Genomic DNA, 14,133 nt, shown 5'->3' with positions numbered 1-14,133 from the left:
ACTAGTTTACCAACTCACTTCTACTCGGTCAAGTCTTTTATCACGGGTTTTTGAAAGAATTTTAAAAAATAAAAAAACCATAAAATAAATTTATGGTTTTTAAAATTATTCTTTTAATTCTGGGGCATCAGTTTTGTACTTATCAACTGTAGAACCGCCCGATTTTTCAATCAAAGTATTCTTATTCTTGGTCTTCTTTAACTTCTTCAAAGCAGTAGATTTCTTGTAAGAATAATCCTTCTTATCAACCTTCTCAAATCCTTTTGGATTGAAGAATCTCAATAAGTCTCCGGTAACTACCTTATCAGATAATGATAGTTCGGTTGTGACATGGTTAGAAATACCATCAAGAATCTTTTGTTGCTTCTTAGTTGGCTTCTTAATCAATTTACCAGTCTTAGTGTAATAGAATGAACTACCAACTTTAGTATATTCTGGCGTTACAAAATCACCATTTCTAAAGGCAACAATCTGTTTGTGTTCTTTAGATAGTAAGTCAGATCCAAATTGAATGTAATCTTTGTCATTAACACCTAGCAAATTCATCAATGTAGGCAAGACATCAATTTCACCACCATAAGTATGGTTCACTCCACCTTTTAGTCCATCCATGTGAACCATGAAAGGAACTTTTTGGAATTGAGCATTATCAAAGTCATCAAATTCTTTTTTATCAAATAACTTAGCAACAGCTTCCTTATGGTTACCAGAAATTCCGTAATGGTCTCCATAGAAGACCACCATACTATTCTTATCTAAACCAGTTTCTTTCAACCAGTTCATGAATTCACCAATTGATTGATCGAGATACTTGGCTGTTTGAACATAACCGTCAACCGTATTGTCACCCGTGTCTGTTGGTTCAATACTTTGATTTTGTTTATCAAGCAAGTATGGATAATGGTTGGTAACGGTAATCATCTTAGCGTAGAAAGGTTGTGGAAGTTGCTCGATATATTGAGCAGAATCTTTCAAGAAGATTTTGTCTTTCATTCCATAACCAATTTCGTAATCTTTTTTCTTCTTGTAGTATTCAGAACTAAAGAAATAATCATAACCCCATGACTTGTAGGTATTATCACGATTCCAGAAACTTGGAACGTCTCCATGGAATGAGGCACTAGTGTAACCTTTTTGTCCTAAAATTGCTGGAGCAGCTTGGAAAGTATTGGTTGTCCCATCGGTTACCATTGCTGATCCTTCAGGAAGTCCGAATAGTGATGTTTCAAGCATTAACTCAGCATCGGCGGTTTTTCCTTGGCCGACTTGATGGAAGAAATTATCGAAACTTAAAGTGTTATTTTCATGATAAATCTTGTTGATATTTGGTGTTACTTCTTGACCATCCCACTTATAATCAATCAAAAATTGTTGGAAACTTTCCAAGTGAATGATGAAGACGTTCTTGCCTTTGGCAACTCCTGAATATTCAACATTAGGAGCCGCATAGTTAGCTTTTATATATTTCTTGACTGACTTCAAGTCAGAACTATTAGCATTAGCCTTAACAGCTTGAGTTTTGGCAGTTTTGACACCATCATAAACCACGTAACTGTTTAGACCTAGATACTTAACAATATAGTTATTATCAAAAGTTCTAGTTAACAGACCAGAACGATCTGCTTGTGCTAAGGTCAAGTTCACTCCAAACAACAATGCTGATAGTGCAGTAATGATTGCTGGAATCTTCCAATTTAGTTTTCTAACATCGACCTTAATCACTTTAAAAGCCAATAATAGAATTAAGATAACTAAATCAAGAAAAACTAGGAAGTCAGTTGGTTCAATAATCCCTAAGATACTCTTACCTAAGTTATTCCCTACTGAACTTGAGCCCTTCATTAAGGTCATCGTTAAGAAGTCTGAAAATTCACGATAATACAAAATATTAGCGAATAGCCAAATTGAAGTAATTGCATCAATAATTAACAGATAGATATAGGATTTGCGTCCCTTCATATAAATCGCAATTCCTAGTAACAACACGGTTGTAGGAATTGGATTGAATAGTAATAAGAAGGTCTGCATTGAACCTTTAACACCAAGGTTAAACTTCGTGTAATATGCATAAACTGTTTTTAGCCAGAAAAGCCCGATTGCTAGAACAAAGAAGCCTAATTTGGTATTAAAGAATTGTCGCAATTTTTGAAAAAAAGCATTCATTATTTTATTTCTCCATAAAATCAATTACTTTTGGCCTTTTGACAACGCCAATTAACCCCAAAAACATTCCAAAGAAGTAGGTAATAAATCTCCAGAGGAACATCCCTAACACTAGTGAACTCTGAAGTGGCAAATATCCTGAAAATAGTGATTTAAAACTATATTCAGCTCCACCAGAGCCTCCAGGAATTGGGAAGATCGAGACGATCATTACAATCATTATCTGTAATACTAGCACTTTTATCAAATTAACGTGTTCAACATGTAATGCTAGAAGTACAAAGTATACCACGAGATAATAAAAAATTAACTGAAAAAATGTTAAAACAGCTGCTTTAACTACCTTAATTGGTTCTTTCTTAAGAATGATACTTTCTGCATAAAAGGTATCAATTTTTTCTAGTAATTTTAACTCCCATTTTTCACCATTAGTCTTTGCAAACCATTTGATTGGCTTCATGATAACAATTGCCGCTCTTTTAGTGAATTTGTAGTAATACATAATCATTAATAGCACAGAAATTGTGACCACATGAATGACAAAACCACCAACAATCAACACTGATAATCCAGAATAACTCTGAGCAATGTGTTCAAAACCAATGAACAAGGCAATGATAAAGTTCACCATCACCATTGTTTGATAGACAATAAATTTCATCAATAGAACCGAACTCGCCTTACCTGGTTCAACCTTTGACTGCATTAACGCAACTAATTGAGCTGGTTGTCCACCAGAAGAAAATGGCGTAATCGCATTGAATAAAGCTTGAATTAATGGAATTCTAAAATATTCCCAAGGACTAAGCTGACGATCCAATCTATTTTTAAGCAGAACTTTTACAACTAGTGATTCAAAGAAGTAGGAAACAATTATTGATAGGAACGCTACAAATAGCCACCCTAAGTTCAAACTTAAAATGCTTTTTACTAAAGCACGAATATTTGTATTTCTTAATTCCCAAGCAAAAATTGCAAAACCTAAACCAAACATTGCAATGATTGCTAAGATATTCTTTCGATTCATTTATTCACCTAACTTAGCCTGTTGGGTATAAAATTCATACCAAATCTTACTCAAATGTTCTTCCGAATATTTCGCAGAAGCTTCTTTTGATTTAACTTTTAATTCTTTTAGTTTATCAGGATTAGCTCTTAATGTGTGAATTTTTTCATTTAATTCATCATAGTCACTACCGCTTTCGTAATACCCATCTAAGATTGCTTCATACAATTCGAGGTTACGAAGTAGAACTGGATTACCACAACTTAAAGCTTCCAAAACTGACATTGGGAACAATTCATCATATGAAGGAAGTAAGAATAAATCACAAGCGTTGTAATAATCCACTAATTCGTCACGGCTTACAATTCCTGTAAATGTTAGATTTGCTGGTGAATTTTCAACCATTCTCTTATAGCGATCATACCCATCAGTTATCTTTCCAAATGAAAAGCCGCCGGCCCAGATAAACTTAATATCTGGATTATTTTCGGCTAACTTATAAAAGTCATCAATCCCCTTACGCTGTTGAACTTGCCCATTACCAAAGACTACAAAGTCGTCTGGTTCTATCTGAAACTTCTTACGAATTTCAGCTTTTTGTTCATCAGTCTTTTCATAAAAAGTATCTGTTGAAACAAAGTTAGGAATATATTCGATCTTTTCTTTAGCGATATTGTATTTTTCTAACTTCGGGATAAAACTGGGATTAACCACCACAATCTGATCCATCCGCTTATAGAAACTAATAACATATTTATAGAAAATAACTCGAGCAATCTTAGGTAGTTTGATACTACCTTCTAAGGTCTCAGGAAGAAAATGAACGTAGCCGATTTTACGACCACGTTTTTTCTTGCGGAAAGTTGATAAATAAAATAGAGGATCAATGGTGTGATAGTGAGTAATATCGGCTTTAATGTATTTATTGATTGTGACATCAAAATCATTCGCAAAATACTTATTCAAAAGTCCTAGAAGTTCTTTATAAGCACTCCCAACACCTTGTCCCGAAACTTTATCAGCTGAGGAAAACATATTAATTTTAATCATTGCTATACTCCTCACTGCTCAAATTGCTCTTGGAAAGTTCTTGCTTCAAGAAATATTTATATGACTCTTGATAGAACTTCAAGACATTATTTCCAAAAGTGTCCGAAGAAATATCATGCAAAATTTGTTTTTGAGCTTTTCTGTCATCAAAAACTTTCGGATGATCTAGATAACGACTAACACTTGAGACTAGTTGTTCTTCGGTATTAAACGTTACGCCAACTGCAGGATCTTTTAGTAGTGCATCGGTATAAGGTGCACTTCTGACAATGACCTTTGCTCCAGAGGCGATGGCTTCAATACATGTTAGCCCTTGAGTTTCGGTATCACTTGATGAAACAAATAAGTTAGCCATGTGATAATATGGCGAAACTTTATCATGATCAACTTCACCAGTGAAGATTACATGGTCTTGCATGTTGACACTACGCGTTATCTCTTGGATTTCGTCCATATCTGGACCGCCACCAACAATAACCAATTTGATTTTAGGATATTTCTTAATCAATTTCGGCATGGCCTTAATGGTCATTTCGATTTTCTTTTCCATAGCAATTCTACTTAATGAAAGAATTACGGGAGCATCTTCTTCAATTCCTAAACTAGCTCTGAGTTTCTTAGTTTCAACTGGTTTAGTAAATTCAGACAAATCCACTCCGGTTGGAATAATCGAAATTGGAGTTTTTATTTTATATCTTTGCAGTACTTCTCTTACTTGCTCACTAGGGGCAATTGCGCCAGAAGTATGGCTCAAGAACATTTTTGTCATCTGTTTAACATGGTAAGGCTTCAACAAATGTCCATTCAATACGTAGTGCAGATAATCTTCATACATTGTGTGATAAGTATGAACGCATGGTACCTTAAGCCGATTGGCAACATATTTTCCAATCATGCCAACGGAAAATTCAGTTTGGGTATGAATAATATCTAGTTCTAGTTCTTTAGCGATTTCTACAGCATGAAACATCCCACTGATAGCGATTCTACGATCCGTGAATGAAACAAACGGAACGCTAGGCAAACGAAAGACATTAGGTTCAATTACATCTTTATCAACATGCGGATCAGTAGTTGTAAAAATATAAACTGAATGCCCTTTTCTCTCTAAATCATCTTTCAACGTTTTGATGGAAGTAGCTACACCACTAATTTGTGGAAAGTATGTATCTGTAAAAATACCAATATTCATACTAAATTCGATACCCCTTACTTTTAAATATTACTTACTATTATATCAAATTCTCCTTAATTACCATAAAAAAATAAGAGAAAATAATTTCTCTTATTGTTTGTTATTTAGCATCTCTTTTTTTAATTTCATCATCAATCATTTTTAGGACGGTTTGGCGATCGGCTTCATCTTCAACAAAGTCTAACTTATCACCATCAATTCTCATCTTTGGACTGTGATTGTAATTGTCATACCAGTCATCATAACGAGATAACAAATTCTTGTAGTATTCAACTAGACTTGGGTCTTGATCGATTTGTTCGTAATCACGACCACGTTTTTGGATTCTTTCAAGCATTTTGTCATATGATACATCAATTTGAATTAACAAATCAGGAGCTTTCTTTTCAGCAGCGTATGGTAATTCTTGCATCATGTTATTTAATAATTCATCATAAACTTTTACTTCTTCTTGAGTGGCACGACCCATATCGGCATTCATATGAAAGAACAAGGAATCTTCATAGATTGAACGATCTAGAACGTTATTATCATTTCCAAGAGCTTTTTTAATAGCATCAAAACGCTTGTTCAAAAAATAAATTTGAAGTAAAAATGCGTATTGTTTTGGGTCCTTATAGAATAAAGGTAACACAGGGTTATTATCGACCTGTTCATAGAATGGTTCTGTCCCCAAATGTTCAGCCAAAATTGTTGCCAAACTGCTCTTTCCTGCACCGATAGTGCCACTTAAAACGATCATCATAATACCCTCCTAATATCAATGTTAACACCAAATATATTGTGCCAACGAATATTATACTACCATATCTAGTGGTTAAAGGGGATAATTTTTCAAAAATTTTTCTATCTTTTTCAGTGCTTTTTAGTGTTTCTTTTTTCAATGGCTTTGTTCAACTGAGCCACACTCAAAAAATTGAAAATGTACAAGGAAATCCAAACTCCAAGATAGATAATACAGATTGGAATTAAGATATTAAAAATATTTTGAGGTAGAATCCCGGTGAGTTTAAACGCCATGATAACTATTAGACTAACCACAATGAAATGAGCTATTAGTTTAACTAAAAATTTAGGCTTTTCTAAAGAAAAAATTGTTGACCACGCACCAATTAAAGCACTCATTATCAAATAGACAAGCAAATCCCTTCGAATAATAGTAATCTGATTGCTTGTAAATCCCAGATAAATCCAGGTAACTAATGAACCAATTAATAAACCAATAATTGTCGAACGTAATATTTTTTTCATTATTTCACACCCAATCTCATTTTTAGATTTGCTAAATATCTACGACTCACCGTCTCTTTAACGTCGTTGTTCAACACTGCCAACATGTTCCCTGAAAAAGATGCTTCTAAATACTGCAGATGATTCAAGTTAATGACGGAACTTTTTGAAACTTGTACAAAATCATCACTGTTTAATCTTTCAATAACTTCAAATAACTTTCCTTTCGCAGAATATTTCCCATCTACGTTCAGAAAAGTTAGTTCGTTCTTCCAAATTTCAATAGCAATAATCTGTTCAACAGAAATCGTAAAGATTTTGTCAGGTCCATTGATTGCTAGGATATCTTGGCCTCTATCCTTATTATCAATCGAAGCCATAATATTTTTCACTTCTTCGCTATATTCTTTGGACTCGACATTAACTATTATTTCGTTATCAGTTAACTCTTGATTCTGAATGAAATTAATCTTCATTGTTAATTCTCAACTTACCCAATTAGTATTTTTTTGAACTTTCTCACACATAAACTATATAAAACTACGAATAGTAACACAAACAATATCAGTATCAGATATTCTTGCTTAACAGTAGTTAATTGATTTAACTTTATACTAATTCCCATATTTTCTTTAAAAGTTTCCATTGCATGAGCCGGCAATTTTTCAAACGCTTGATTTAATGAGTCTTTTGTCAATAACTGACGGTATAATGCAGCTCCGTAAGAAGCCGGTGTATATTTCATAATTGTCTGTGCGAAACTTGGTAAGAATCCAATCGGTAAATATACTCCTGCAAAAAAACCTGCTGCTGCTCCGATAATTCCATTAATTTTACTCTGTGCTTCAGTACTTGGAATCCAGCTGACAATGAATTGAGCAATCACTGCCCAAGTAAAAGCTGAAATAAACGCAATCAGAATTAATTCGGGAGTAAATCTAATAACTACAGAATCTTGAAATTTGAAGTACAAATACATAATTACATACATGAAAACTTGCATAATAAATCCAATAACTGCCGAACTAATTAGATAAGACAACTGAATTTTTATAAAACTCAAATCTGTTAGAACGAAATCTTTCATGCTGTCACTTTCTCTGTCACGAGCAATCATTGATGCAGCATGAAAAGTAGTCGTAATTGCAGTGATAGCCAAAGTTCCACCAACAATCCAATTGTCTAACAACTCAACTACTTCTGATATATTCGACCAGCTATCCTGCATATTTTTACTTAAAAAAATTATATACAAAATAAACGAAATCAATGCTCCTAGTAGAGAGAAGAAAACTTTACTTTTACTATCAAAATATAATTTTATGTTTCTCATGATTAATGCTGTCATTATCTTATCTCTCTTCCTGTTAATGTAACAAAAATATCGTCCATCGTACCTTTTTTATATTCAAAGTTCTCAATCAAATCACTAACCTTATTTAATACTAAGATTACCGCTTCTTTTTCTTGAACATAAATTGAAAGACAGTTCTTGTCAGTCTTAATATCTTGGTATTCGTTCAAAAGCTCAATAACGTTTTCTTTCTGTTTAGTTTCCAAAGTCAAAATATTTCTTGCAAAGTTTTTCTTCAAATTACTTACAGTATCTGCCTTAATAATTTTTCCGTGATCAATTATGTAAACAAAATCGGCGTTTTCTGTTTCTTCTAAATAATGCGTCGTTAAGATAATTGTCAATCCGTTTTCTTTTCGAAAGTGATCTAATGTTTGCCAGATAACACTTCGAGTTTGAATGTCTAATCCAGTTGATGGCTCGTCTAAAAATAAGGCCTTAGGATTATGAACCAATGACCGTGCTATATCCACTCGTCTTTTTTGACCACCAGACAAGCTACCATATTTTTGATTTAAGATACTTTTCAGTTCAAACTCTTCGATTAATGAATCTTCAATTGTTTGAACATTTCGATACATAGCTGCTCGATTCTTCAAGTTCTCTTTAACTGTTAACTCTTTATCTAAAGTACTTTGTTGAAAAACCACACCAATATTGTGACCAAAATGTTTATCATTAGGTTTCATTCCGGCAATCTTTATCTCTCCAGAAGTAGTGCTAAGTAAGCCAGTAATCATATTAATAGTGGTAGACTTGCCCGCCCCATTAGGACCTAAAAGTGCTATAAATTGTCCTTCATCGATTGAAATGTTCACATCATCGACAACAGTTTTTTCTTTATATTTTTTTACCAAGTTTTTAACTTCAATAAACATATTCATTCACCTCATGTATATTTATACCCTAAATAAATACAAAAAAGATTGAATTACGACAAGCGGTCAAAATTCGAACCTAAGCGACAAAAAAAGGCCATGGTTTCTCAGCCATGACCTTTAATACAGATTAATCATATTGTTCGTGCATAAACTCTGATAGCTTTGTTAAACCATTTCTTAGCGTTTCTTCTGAAGCACAATAGCCAAGTCGAACATGTCCTGGCATATCAAAACGATTTCCTGGAACTAACAAAACTCCCTTTTCTTTCAGCAATTTGATACAGAACTCTTCAATATCATCAGGAATATCTAGTTTTGGAAATGATGTCGAAACAGCTTGCGGCATGATGACACTTGCCCTTGGCTCACTATCAATCCAATCTTTGAAAATCTGCAAGTTACTCAAGACCAATTTACGATTTCTTTCCAAGACTTGCTGACGATGACGCAAAACATAAACAGCTAACATATCATTGAAAACACCACAACAAATCATTGTATAGTCACGATATTTTCTAAACATTTCCGCAAGTTCTGAATTGGAAACTACCCAACCCACTCTGACACCGGGAACTGAATAAGTTTTGGAGAGTGAATTGGTAGCAATTCCTTTGTCGTACAAATCAATAATTGAAGCAAACTTATCTGGATCATCTAAAGGAAGATAAACCTCATCGACAAGAATATATGCCCCAACTTCTTTAGCAATCTCTACAACTTGTTGTAAAAACTCACGATTCAAAATTGTTCCCGTGGGATTATTAGCATTATTTAAACAAATTAATTTGGTATCAGGTCGTACTAACTGCTTTAATTCAGCAATTGAGGGATACCAATCATCTTCTTCATGAATTTGCCAGAAGTCCACATCAGCACCGAGTGATTTAGGAATATCATAAAGTTGTTGATATGAAGGATATTCAGCAATCACATGATCCCCCGGTTCAACAAGAGCATATAGCGCTAAATGATTAGCTCCAGTTGCCCCATTGGTCTGTAAAACATTATCGGGATCCACATTTTTATATAACTTAGAAACTTCTTCTTTGAATTCAGGTGAACCTTCAATCCAACCATAATTCATCTTTTGAGTATTGAGTAACTCATAAAATTCTTTCCCCTGATTACCATCAAGATTCAAAATTTCATCCATTGTCATTGAAGAAATCGTACTTTGAGCAATATCATAAGTGGCACTTTTTTCCCAAACATTCAACCATTCCTCTACACCAAAAGCATTAATCTCCATACTGATTCTCCTTACAATTATTTAGTTCAAGCGATTCTTTTTATACTTGAAAGCGCTTACTATAATTGTGATTATATCATCGCAGAGAACTTTAAACAAAAATTGTGAAGAAATTAATTAGTTAAATTGTTATACTTATTTCCTTGGGAGGACTAACTATGAAATTTAATATCGGTGACACAGTAAGAGTAATAAAAATGAACTGGGCGGGAACTGTAATTTATTTTGATAAAAAAACAGAAAAATATCTAGTTCGCGTCAACGGCGTAGAACAATTCTACTATTCAGATGACGAAATCGAACTCTGGAAGAAATAAAAAGACCTCATAAGAGGTCTTTTTATTTGCTTAGTATTTTAATTACTTCTTTAATATCATCTGAATAATTATAAATATCAGTTGGATTAGTAAAATCTAGTTTAGTACCTTTGCCATCATTTAGTTCGATAAAATTATGCGTATTTGTGAAATATACTCTCAGAATCCATTTTCTAATATTATCATCTAATAGAACATTGAAATACGATTGATTATCTCTATAAAAAATTCTATTGTCATTCACAATATCTTTAGAAATGATTTTGACAGTTGCATAAGCTTCAATTTCTTCCGGGGTTGTCTCAACGGCACTTCTTTCAATTGATTTTTCTTTATCCTTAGAGTTCTCTTCTTTTATTGATACGGGTGCATTAAGTGCATTGCTCAATTTATCATTTACTTCCTCATTAATTAATTGAGTGATTGCAGTAGAGATAATTGGCTTAAAGTCTTCAATTGCACTCTCGGTTTTTCTGCCATCGTAAACTGCACCCATCACATATTTAGTGAACTCACTATCAGGATTCTTTTGTTCATTTGAAAAGAAGTCCTTAACTTGATCAACATATTTTAATTCAGAGGCACTACTAGTAATCTTTTCAACGTTAAAATTATCTTTAGTAAACTTAAAAAGTTCATTAATTTGATTATCACGTAATTTTGAAAGATTAATTTTCAAAAATGGTGCGGCATCCATTTTATTTGGTTGATCTAAATCAGTATAAAACTTATATTCATCGCCATTAGTTAAAATAGAAAACTTCGCATCAGTTGTCCCGAAATATCTAAACAATTGAGAATCATGTTTTGTTAGTTCCTCACTAACTGCTTTTGCTTCTACTAATATTTGTAATTTATCATCCAAGACAATAGCATAGTCTACCTTCTCACCCTTTTTGATTCCAACATCTGCAGTATACTCAGGTATGAATTCTGATGGGTTAAAAATGTCATAACCTAAAGTTTGAAAGAAAGGCATTATTAACGATGTTTTTGTTGCTTCTTCAGTGTCTAAGCTATCTTTCAAAGACTTAACTCTTTTCGAAATAGTTTTAATATTTGTTGAGAATTCCTCTTTTTCCATTATACGTTCCCCTATAGCTATATTTTAAAAGCGTTTACAAATCAATTTTATCAATAATCGTGATTAGTACAATAGTCTTACTGTATTTTAATTCACTTGGATACCGTAATTTGCAAAAATTCCCCTAAAATCCCCCAAATTTAATTTTCATATAAAAATCCATAATTTGAACAACAAAAAAAGCCTGTATATTAGGCTTTTAATTTTATACATTTCTCTATTATGCTACATAATACCGGTGATCGGAGTCGAACCGATACTTCCGTGAAGAAACTGGATTTTGAATCCAGCGCGTCTACCAATTCCGCCACACCGGCATATTATTCTATTGCAATGGCCGCTAGCCAAAGGCGGTAATCGGATTCGAACCGACGATGAAGGTTTTGCAGACCTCTGCCTTACCACTTGGCTATACCGCCAGATTAATTGGGCTAGCTGGGATCGAACCAGCGCTGACGGAGTCAAAGTCCGTTGCCTTACCACTTGGCTATAGCCCAATCAAGGGCGGTATATGGGACTCGAACCCATGTGTGCCGGTGCCACAAACCGGTGTGTTAACCAACTTCACCAATACCGCCATGTTACAACAGGGATAGAGAGAATCGAACTCCCATCAAGGGTTTTGGAGACCCGTATGCTACCATTACACCATATCCCTAGAATGGAGGGGAGAGGATTCGAACCTCCGAACCCGAAGGAGCGGATTTACAGTCCGCCGCGTTTAGCCAGACTTCGCTACCCCTCCATTATGGCGCGGGACAGAATCGAACTGCCGACACATGGAGCTTCAATCCATTGCTCTACCAACTGAGCTACCGAGCCATTACGGTCCCAACGGGATTCGAACCCGTGATCTCCTGCGTGACAGGCAGGCGTCCTAACCAACTAGACCATGGAACCAATAAAACTTTTTTAAATAAAAAATTGCGGGAGCTGGATTTGAACCAACGACCTTCGGGTTATGAGCCCGACGAGCTACCAGACTGCTCCATCCCGCGATAATATTAAAAGGAGGATGTGGGATTCGAACCCACGCGCGGTTTGACCCGCCTGACGGTTTTCAAGACCGTTCCCTTAAGCCGGACTTGGGTAATCCTCCAAATGCATATATAAAATTATAAATCACACTTAGTAAAAGTGCAATGACCCGTACGGGATTTGAACCCATGTTACCGCCGTGAGAGGGCAGTGTCTTAACCACTTGACCAACGGGCCATACAAAATTAAAAAACGGAGAAGGAGGGATTTGAACCCTCGCGCCGCATAAACGACCTACACCCTTAGCAGGGGCGCCTCTTCAGCCACTTGAGTACTTCTCCAATGGGCCTAAATGGACTTGAACCATCGACCTCACGCTTATCAGGCGTGCGCTCTAAACCAGCTGAGCTATAGGCCCAAAAGAAAAAGCGGGTGACGAGAATCGAACTCGCGACAACAGCTTGGAAGGCTGTGGTTTTACCACTAAACTACACCCGCATTTCAATATTATTAAGTTGTTAATGGCGCGGGACAGAATCGAACTGCCGACACATGGAGCTTCAATCCATTGCTCTACCAACTGAGCTACCGAGCCATTACGGTCCCAACGGGATTCGAACCCGTGATCTCCTGCGTGACAGGCAGGCGTCCTAACCAGCTAGACCATGGAACCAAATTATATCATAGATATGAATTCTAAGCCTACAAGACTTATGGACCTTGTAGGATTCGAACCTACGACCGAACGGTTATGAGCCGTTTGCTCTAACCAGGCTGAGCTAAAGGTCCATTATAGCGGCGAAGGGGATCGAACCCCTGACCTCCCGGGTATGAACCGGACGCTCTAGCCAGCTGAGCTACACCGCCATGTTATTTTTGCTTAAAAGCAATCGGGAAAACAGGATTCGAACCTGCGACCCCTTGGTCCCAAACCAAGTGCTCTACCAAGCTGAGCTATTTCCCGTACTATGCACCCAGTAGGAGTCGAACCTACAACCTTCTGATTCGTAGTCAGACACTCTATCCAGTTGCGCTATGGGTGCATTTTCATTATATGCCGAGGACCGGGATCGAACCGGTACGGTGATCACTCACCACAGGATTTTAAGTCCTGCGCGTCTGCCAGTTCCGCCACCCCGGCTTTATAATGAAAAGCGGAAGACGGGATTCGAACCCGCGACCCCCACCATGGCAAGGTGATGTTCTACCACTGAACTACTTCCGCAACACATGCCGACTAGAGGATTCGAACCTCCGACCCTCTGTTTACAAGACAGATGCTCTGCCAACTGAGCTAAGTCGGCGACAATAATACGGGTGAAGGGACTTGAACCCCCACGTCCTGCGGACACTAGAACCTAAATCTAGCGCGTCTGCCAATTCCGCCACACCCGCATGTGTGTTTAATTGTACAAATTGTACTTAACGTACAATGAGTCGTGGCAGGCTCGAACTGCCGACCCTCTGATTAAAAGTCAGATGCTCTACCAACTGAGCTAACGACTCAATGGAGGATACAGGGCTCGAACCTGTGACCCTCTGCTTGTAAGGCAGATGCTCTCCCAACTGAGCTAATCCTCCATTTTAAAGCGTGGCGACTTCCTATCCTCGCAGGCAGTTTCCCAC

The 14,133-nt window shown here is 36.1% G+C and carries 12 protein-coding genes and 26 tRNA genes; 1 reads left to right on the top strand and 37 read right to left on the bottom strand.

Annotated elements, in window-relative coordinates; all coding sequences use genetic code 11:
* Nucleotides 1-105: 105 nt before the first annotated feature.
* The 10 genes from Q2T76_RS07835 to Q2T76_RS07790 form a co-directional block, all read right to left on the bottom strand.
* On the bottom strand, nt 106-2,163 hold the full coding sequence (locus Q2T76_RS07835; protein WP_302084962.1) for an LTA synthase family protein: 2,058 nt from the start codon (nt 2,161-2,163) through the stop codon (nt 106-108).
* Between the two features lie 4 nt (nt 2,164-2,167).
* Nucleotides 2,168-3,190: a lysylphosphatidylglycerol synthase transmembrane domain-containing protein gene (locus tag Q2T76_RS07830; protein WP_302084961.1), complete on the bottom strand. Its 1,023-nt coding sequence runs from the start codon at nt 3,188-3,190 to the stop codon at nt 2,168-2,170.
* Nucleotides 3,191-4,219, bottom strand: a complete 1,029-nt coding sequence (locus tag Q2T76_RS07825) for a glycosyltransferase family 4 protein (RefSeq protein WP_302084960.1) — start codon at nt 4,217-4,219, stop codon at nt 3,191-3,193.
* Nucleotides 4,212-5,411 (bottom strand): glycosyltransferase family 4 protein, encoded by a 1,200-nt coding sequence (locus tag Q2T76_RS07820; protein WP_302084959.1) that lies wholly within the window; start codon nt 5,409-5,411, stop codon nt 4,212-4,214. The genes Q2T76_RS07825 and Q2T76_RS07820 overlap by 8 nt, the downstream gene beginning before the upstream one ends.
* 103 nt (nt 5,412-5,514) lie before the next feature.
* Nucleotides 5,515-6,156, bottom strand: a complete 642-nt coding sequence (locus Q2T76_RS07815) for a deoxynucleoside kinase (RefSeq protein ID WP_302084963.1) — start codon at nt 6,154-6,156, stop codon at nt 5,515-5,517.
* A 113-nt stretch (nt 6,157-6,269) separates the two neighbouring features.
* Nucleotides 6,270-6,665, bottom strand: a complete 396-nt coding sequence (locus Q2T76_RS07810) for a DUF3021 family protein (RefSeq protein ID WP_302084958.1) — start codon at nt 6,663-6,665, stop codon at nt 6,270-6,272.
* Nucleotides 6,665-7,120 (bottom strand): LytTR family DNA-binding domain-containing protein, encoded by a 456-nt coding sequence (locus Q2T76_RS07805; RefSeq protein ID WP_302084957.1) that lies wholly within the window; start codon nt 7,118-7,120, stop codon nt 6,665-6,667. Before Q2T76_RS07805 ends, Q2T76_RS07810 begins: the two co-directional genes overlap by 1 nt.
* A 14-nt stretch (nt 7,121-7,134) precedes the next feature.
* Nucleotides 7,135-7,992 carry an ABC transporter permease gene (locus Q2T76_RS07800; RefSeq protein ID WP_302084956.1) on the bottom strand — a complete coding sequence of 286 codons (858 nt, stop codon included), beginning with the start codon at nt 7,990-7,992 and terminating at the stop codon, nt 7,135-7,137.
* Nucleotides 7,992-8,876, bottom strand: coding sequence for an ABC transporter ATP-binding protein (locus Q2T76_RS07795; RefSeq protein WP_302084955.1), 885 nt, complete (start codon nt 8,874-8,876; stop codon nt 7,992-7,994). The genes Q2T76_RS07800 and Q2T76_RS07795 overlap by 1 nt, the downstream gene beginning before the upstream one ends.
* Nucleotides 8,877-9,006: 130 nt before the next feature.
* The gene (locus Q2T76_RS07790; protein WP_302084954.1) at nt 9,007-10,128 is read right to left on the bottom strand and encodes an aminotransferase; all 1,122 of its coding nucleotides are present in this window, start codon (nt 10,126-10,128) and stop codon (nt 9,007-9,009) included.
* Nucleotides 10,129-10,286: 158 nt separating this feature from the next.
* Between Q2T76_RS07790 and Q2T76_RS07785 the strand changes: the two genes are divergently transcribed.
* On the top strand, nt 10,287-10,445 hold the full coding sequence (locus Q2T76_RS07785) for a hypothetical protein (protein ID WP_302084953.1): 159 nt from the start codon (nt 10,287-10,289) through the stop codon (nt 10,443-10,445).
* A 22-nt stretch (nt 10,446-10,467) separates the two neighbouring features.
* Here Q2T76_RS07785 and Q2T76_RS07780 read toward each other — a convergent pair whose 3' ends face one another.
* From Q2T76_RS07780 to Q2T76_RS07650, 27 genes are all read right to left on the bottom strand, one after another.
* Nucleotides 10,468-11,529 carry a type I restriction endonuclease gene (locus Q2T76_RS07780; protein ID WP_302084952.1) on the bottom strand — a complete coding sequence of 354 codons (1,062 nt, stop codon included), beginning with the start codon at nt 11,527-11,529 and terminating at the stop codon, nt 10,468-10,470.
* A gap of 233 nt (nt 11,530-11,762) precedes the next feature.
* Nucleotides 11,763-11,846, bottom strand: a tRNA-Leu gene (locus tag Q2T76_RS07775).
* A gap of 31 nt (nt 11,847-11,877) precedes the next feature.
* Nucleotides 11,878-11,948, bottom strand: a tRNA-Cys gene (locus tag Q2T76_RS07770).
* Between the two features lie 7 nt (nt 11,949-11,955).
* Nucleotides 11,956-12,026 (bottom strand) — tRNA-Gln (locus Q2T76_RS07765).
* A gap of 6 nt (nt 12,027-12,032) precedes the next feature.
* Nucleotides 12,033-12,106 (bottom strand) — tRNA-His (locus Q2T76_RS07760).
* 10 nt (nt 12,107-12,116) lie between these two features.
* Nucleotides 12,117-12,187, bottom strand: a tRNA-Trp gene (locus Q2T76_RS07755).
* Between the two features lie 4 nt (nt 12,188-12,191).
* Nucleotides 12,192-12,274 (bottom strand) — tRNA-Tyr (locus Q2T76_RS07750).
* Between the two features lie 4 nt (nt 12,275-12,278).
* Nucleotides 12,279-12,351: transfer RNA gene (locus Q2T76_RS07745), tRNA-Phe, on the bottom strand.
* Between the two features lie 4 nt (nt 12,352-12,355).
* A tRNA-Asp gene (locus Q2T76_RS07740) sits at nt 12,356-12,429 on the bottom strand.
* Between the two features lie 24 nt (nt 12,430-12,453).
* A tRNA-Met gene (locus Q2T76_RS07735) sits at nt 12,454-12,527 on the bottom strand.
* A gap of 11 nt (nt 12,528-12,538) precedes the next feature.
* Nucleotides 12,539-12,628 (bottom strand) — tRNA-Ser (locus Q2T76_RS07730).
* A gap of 44 nt (nt 12,629-12,672) precedes the next feature.
* Nucleotides 12,673-12,744: transfer RNA gene (locus Q2T76_RS07725), tRNA-Glu, on the bottom strand.
* Between the two features lie 16 nt (nt 12,745-12,760).
* Nucleotides 12,761-12,848: transfer RNA gene (locus Q2T76_RS07720), tRNA-Ser, on the bottom strand.
* A 2-nt stretch (nt 12,849-12,850) separates the two neighbouring features.
* Nucleotides 12,851-12,925 (bottom strand) — tRNA-Ile (locus tag Q2T76_RS07715).
* A gap of 9 nt (nt 12,926-12,934) precedes the next feature.
* Nucleotides 12,935-13,005: transfer RNA gene (locus Q2T76_RS07710), tRNA-Gly, on the bottom strand.
* A gap of 24 nt (nt 13,006-13,029) precedes the next feature.
* A tRNA-Phe gene (locus Q2T76_RS07705) sits at nt 13,030-13,102 on the bottom strand.
* A gap of 4 nt (nt 13,103-13,106) precedes the next feature.
* A tRNA-Asp gene (locus Q2T76_RS07700) sits at nt 13,107-13,180 on the bottom strand.
* Nucleotides 13,181-13,221: 41 nt separating this feature from the next.
* Nucleotides 13,222-13,296 (bottom strand) — tRNA-Ile (locus Q2T76_RS07695).
* Between the two features lie 4 nt (nt 13,297-13,300).
* Nucleotides 13,301-13,374 (bottom strand) — tRNA-Met (locus Q2T76_RS07690).
* Between the two features lie 23 nt (nt 13,375-13,397).
* Nucleotides 13,398-13,471 (bottom strand) — tRNA-Pro (locus Q2T76_RS07685).
* Between the two features lie 5 nt (nt 13,472-13,476).
* Nucleotides 13,477-13,550: transfer RNA gene (locus tag Q2T76_RS07680), tRNA-Arg, on the bottom strand.
* 12 nt (nt 13,551-13,562) lie between these two features.
* A tRNA-Leu gene (locus Q2T76_RS07675) sits at nt 13,563-13,648 on the bottom strand.
* A gap of 12 nt (nt 13,649-13,660) precedes the next feature.
* Nucleotides 13,661-13,732 (bottom strand) — tRNA-Gly (locus Q2T76_RS07670).
* Nucleotides 13,733-13,738: 6 nt separating this feature from the next.
* Nucleotides 13,739-13,811, bottom strand: a tRNA-Thr gene (locus Q2T76_RS07665).
* 8 nt (nt 13,812-13,819) lie between these two features.
* A tRNA-Leu gene (locus tag Q2T76_RS07660) sits at nt 13,820-13,902 on the bottom strand.
* 38 nt (nt 13,903-13,940) lie between these two features.
* Nucleotides 13,941-14,013, bottom strand: a tRNA-Lys gene (locus Q2T76_RS07655).
* A 2-nt stretch (nt 14,014-14,015) separates the two neighbouring features.
* Nucleotides 14,016-14,088, bottom strand: a tRNA-Val gene (locus Q2T76_RS07650).
* Nucleotides 14,089-14,133: the final 45 nt, after the last annotated feature.

It is taken from the genome of Lactobacillus sp. YT155 (assembly GCF_030504545.1).
In the GTDB taxonomy this organism is placed as follows: Bacteria; Bacillota; Bacilli; order Lactobacillales; family Lactobacillaceae; genus BQUT01.
This window is presented reverse-complemented; position numbering and strand designations above follow the sequence as displayed.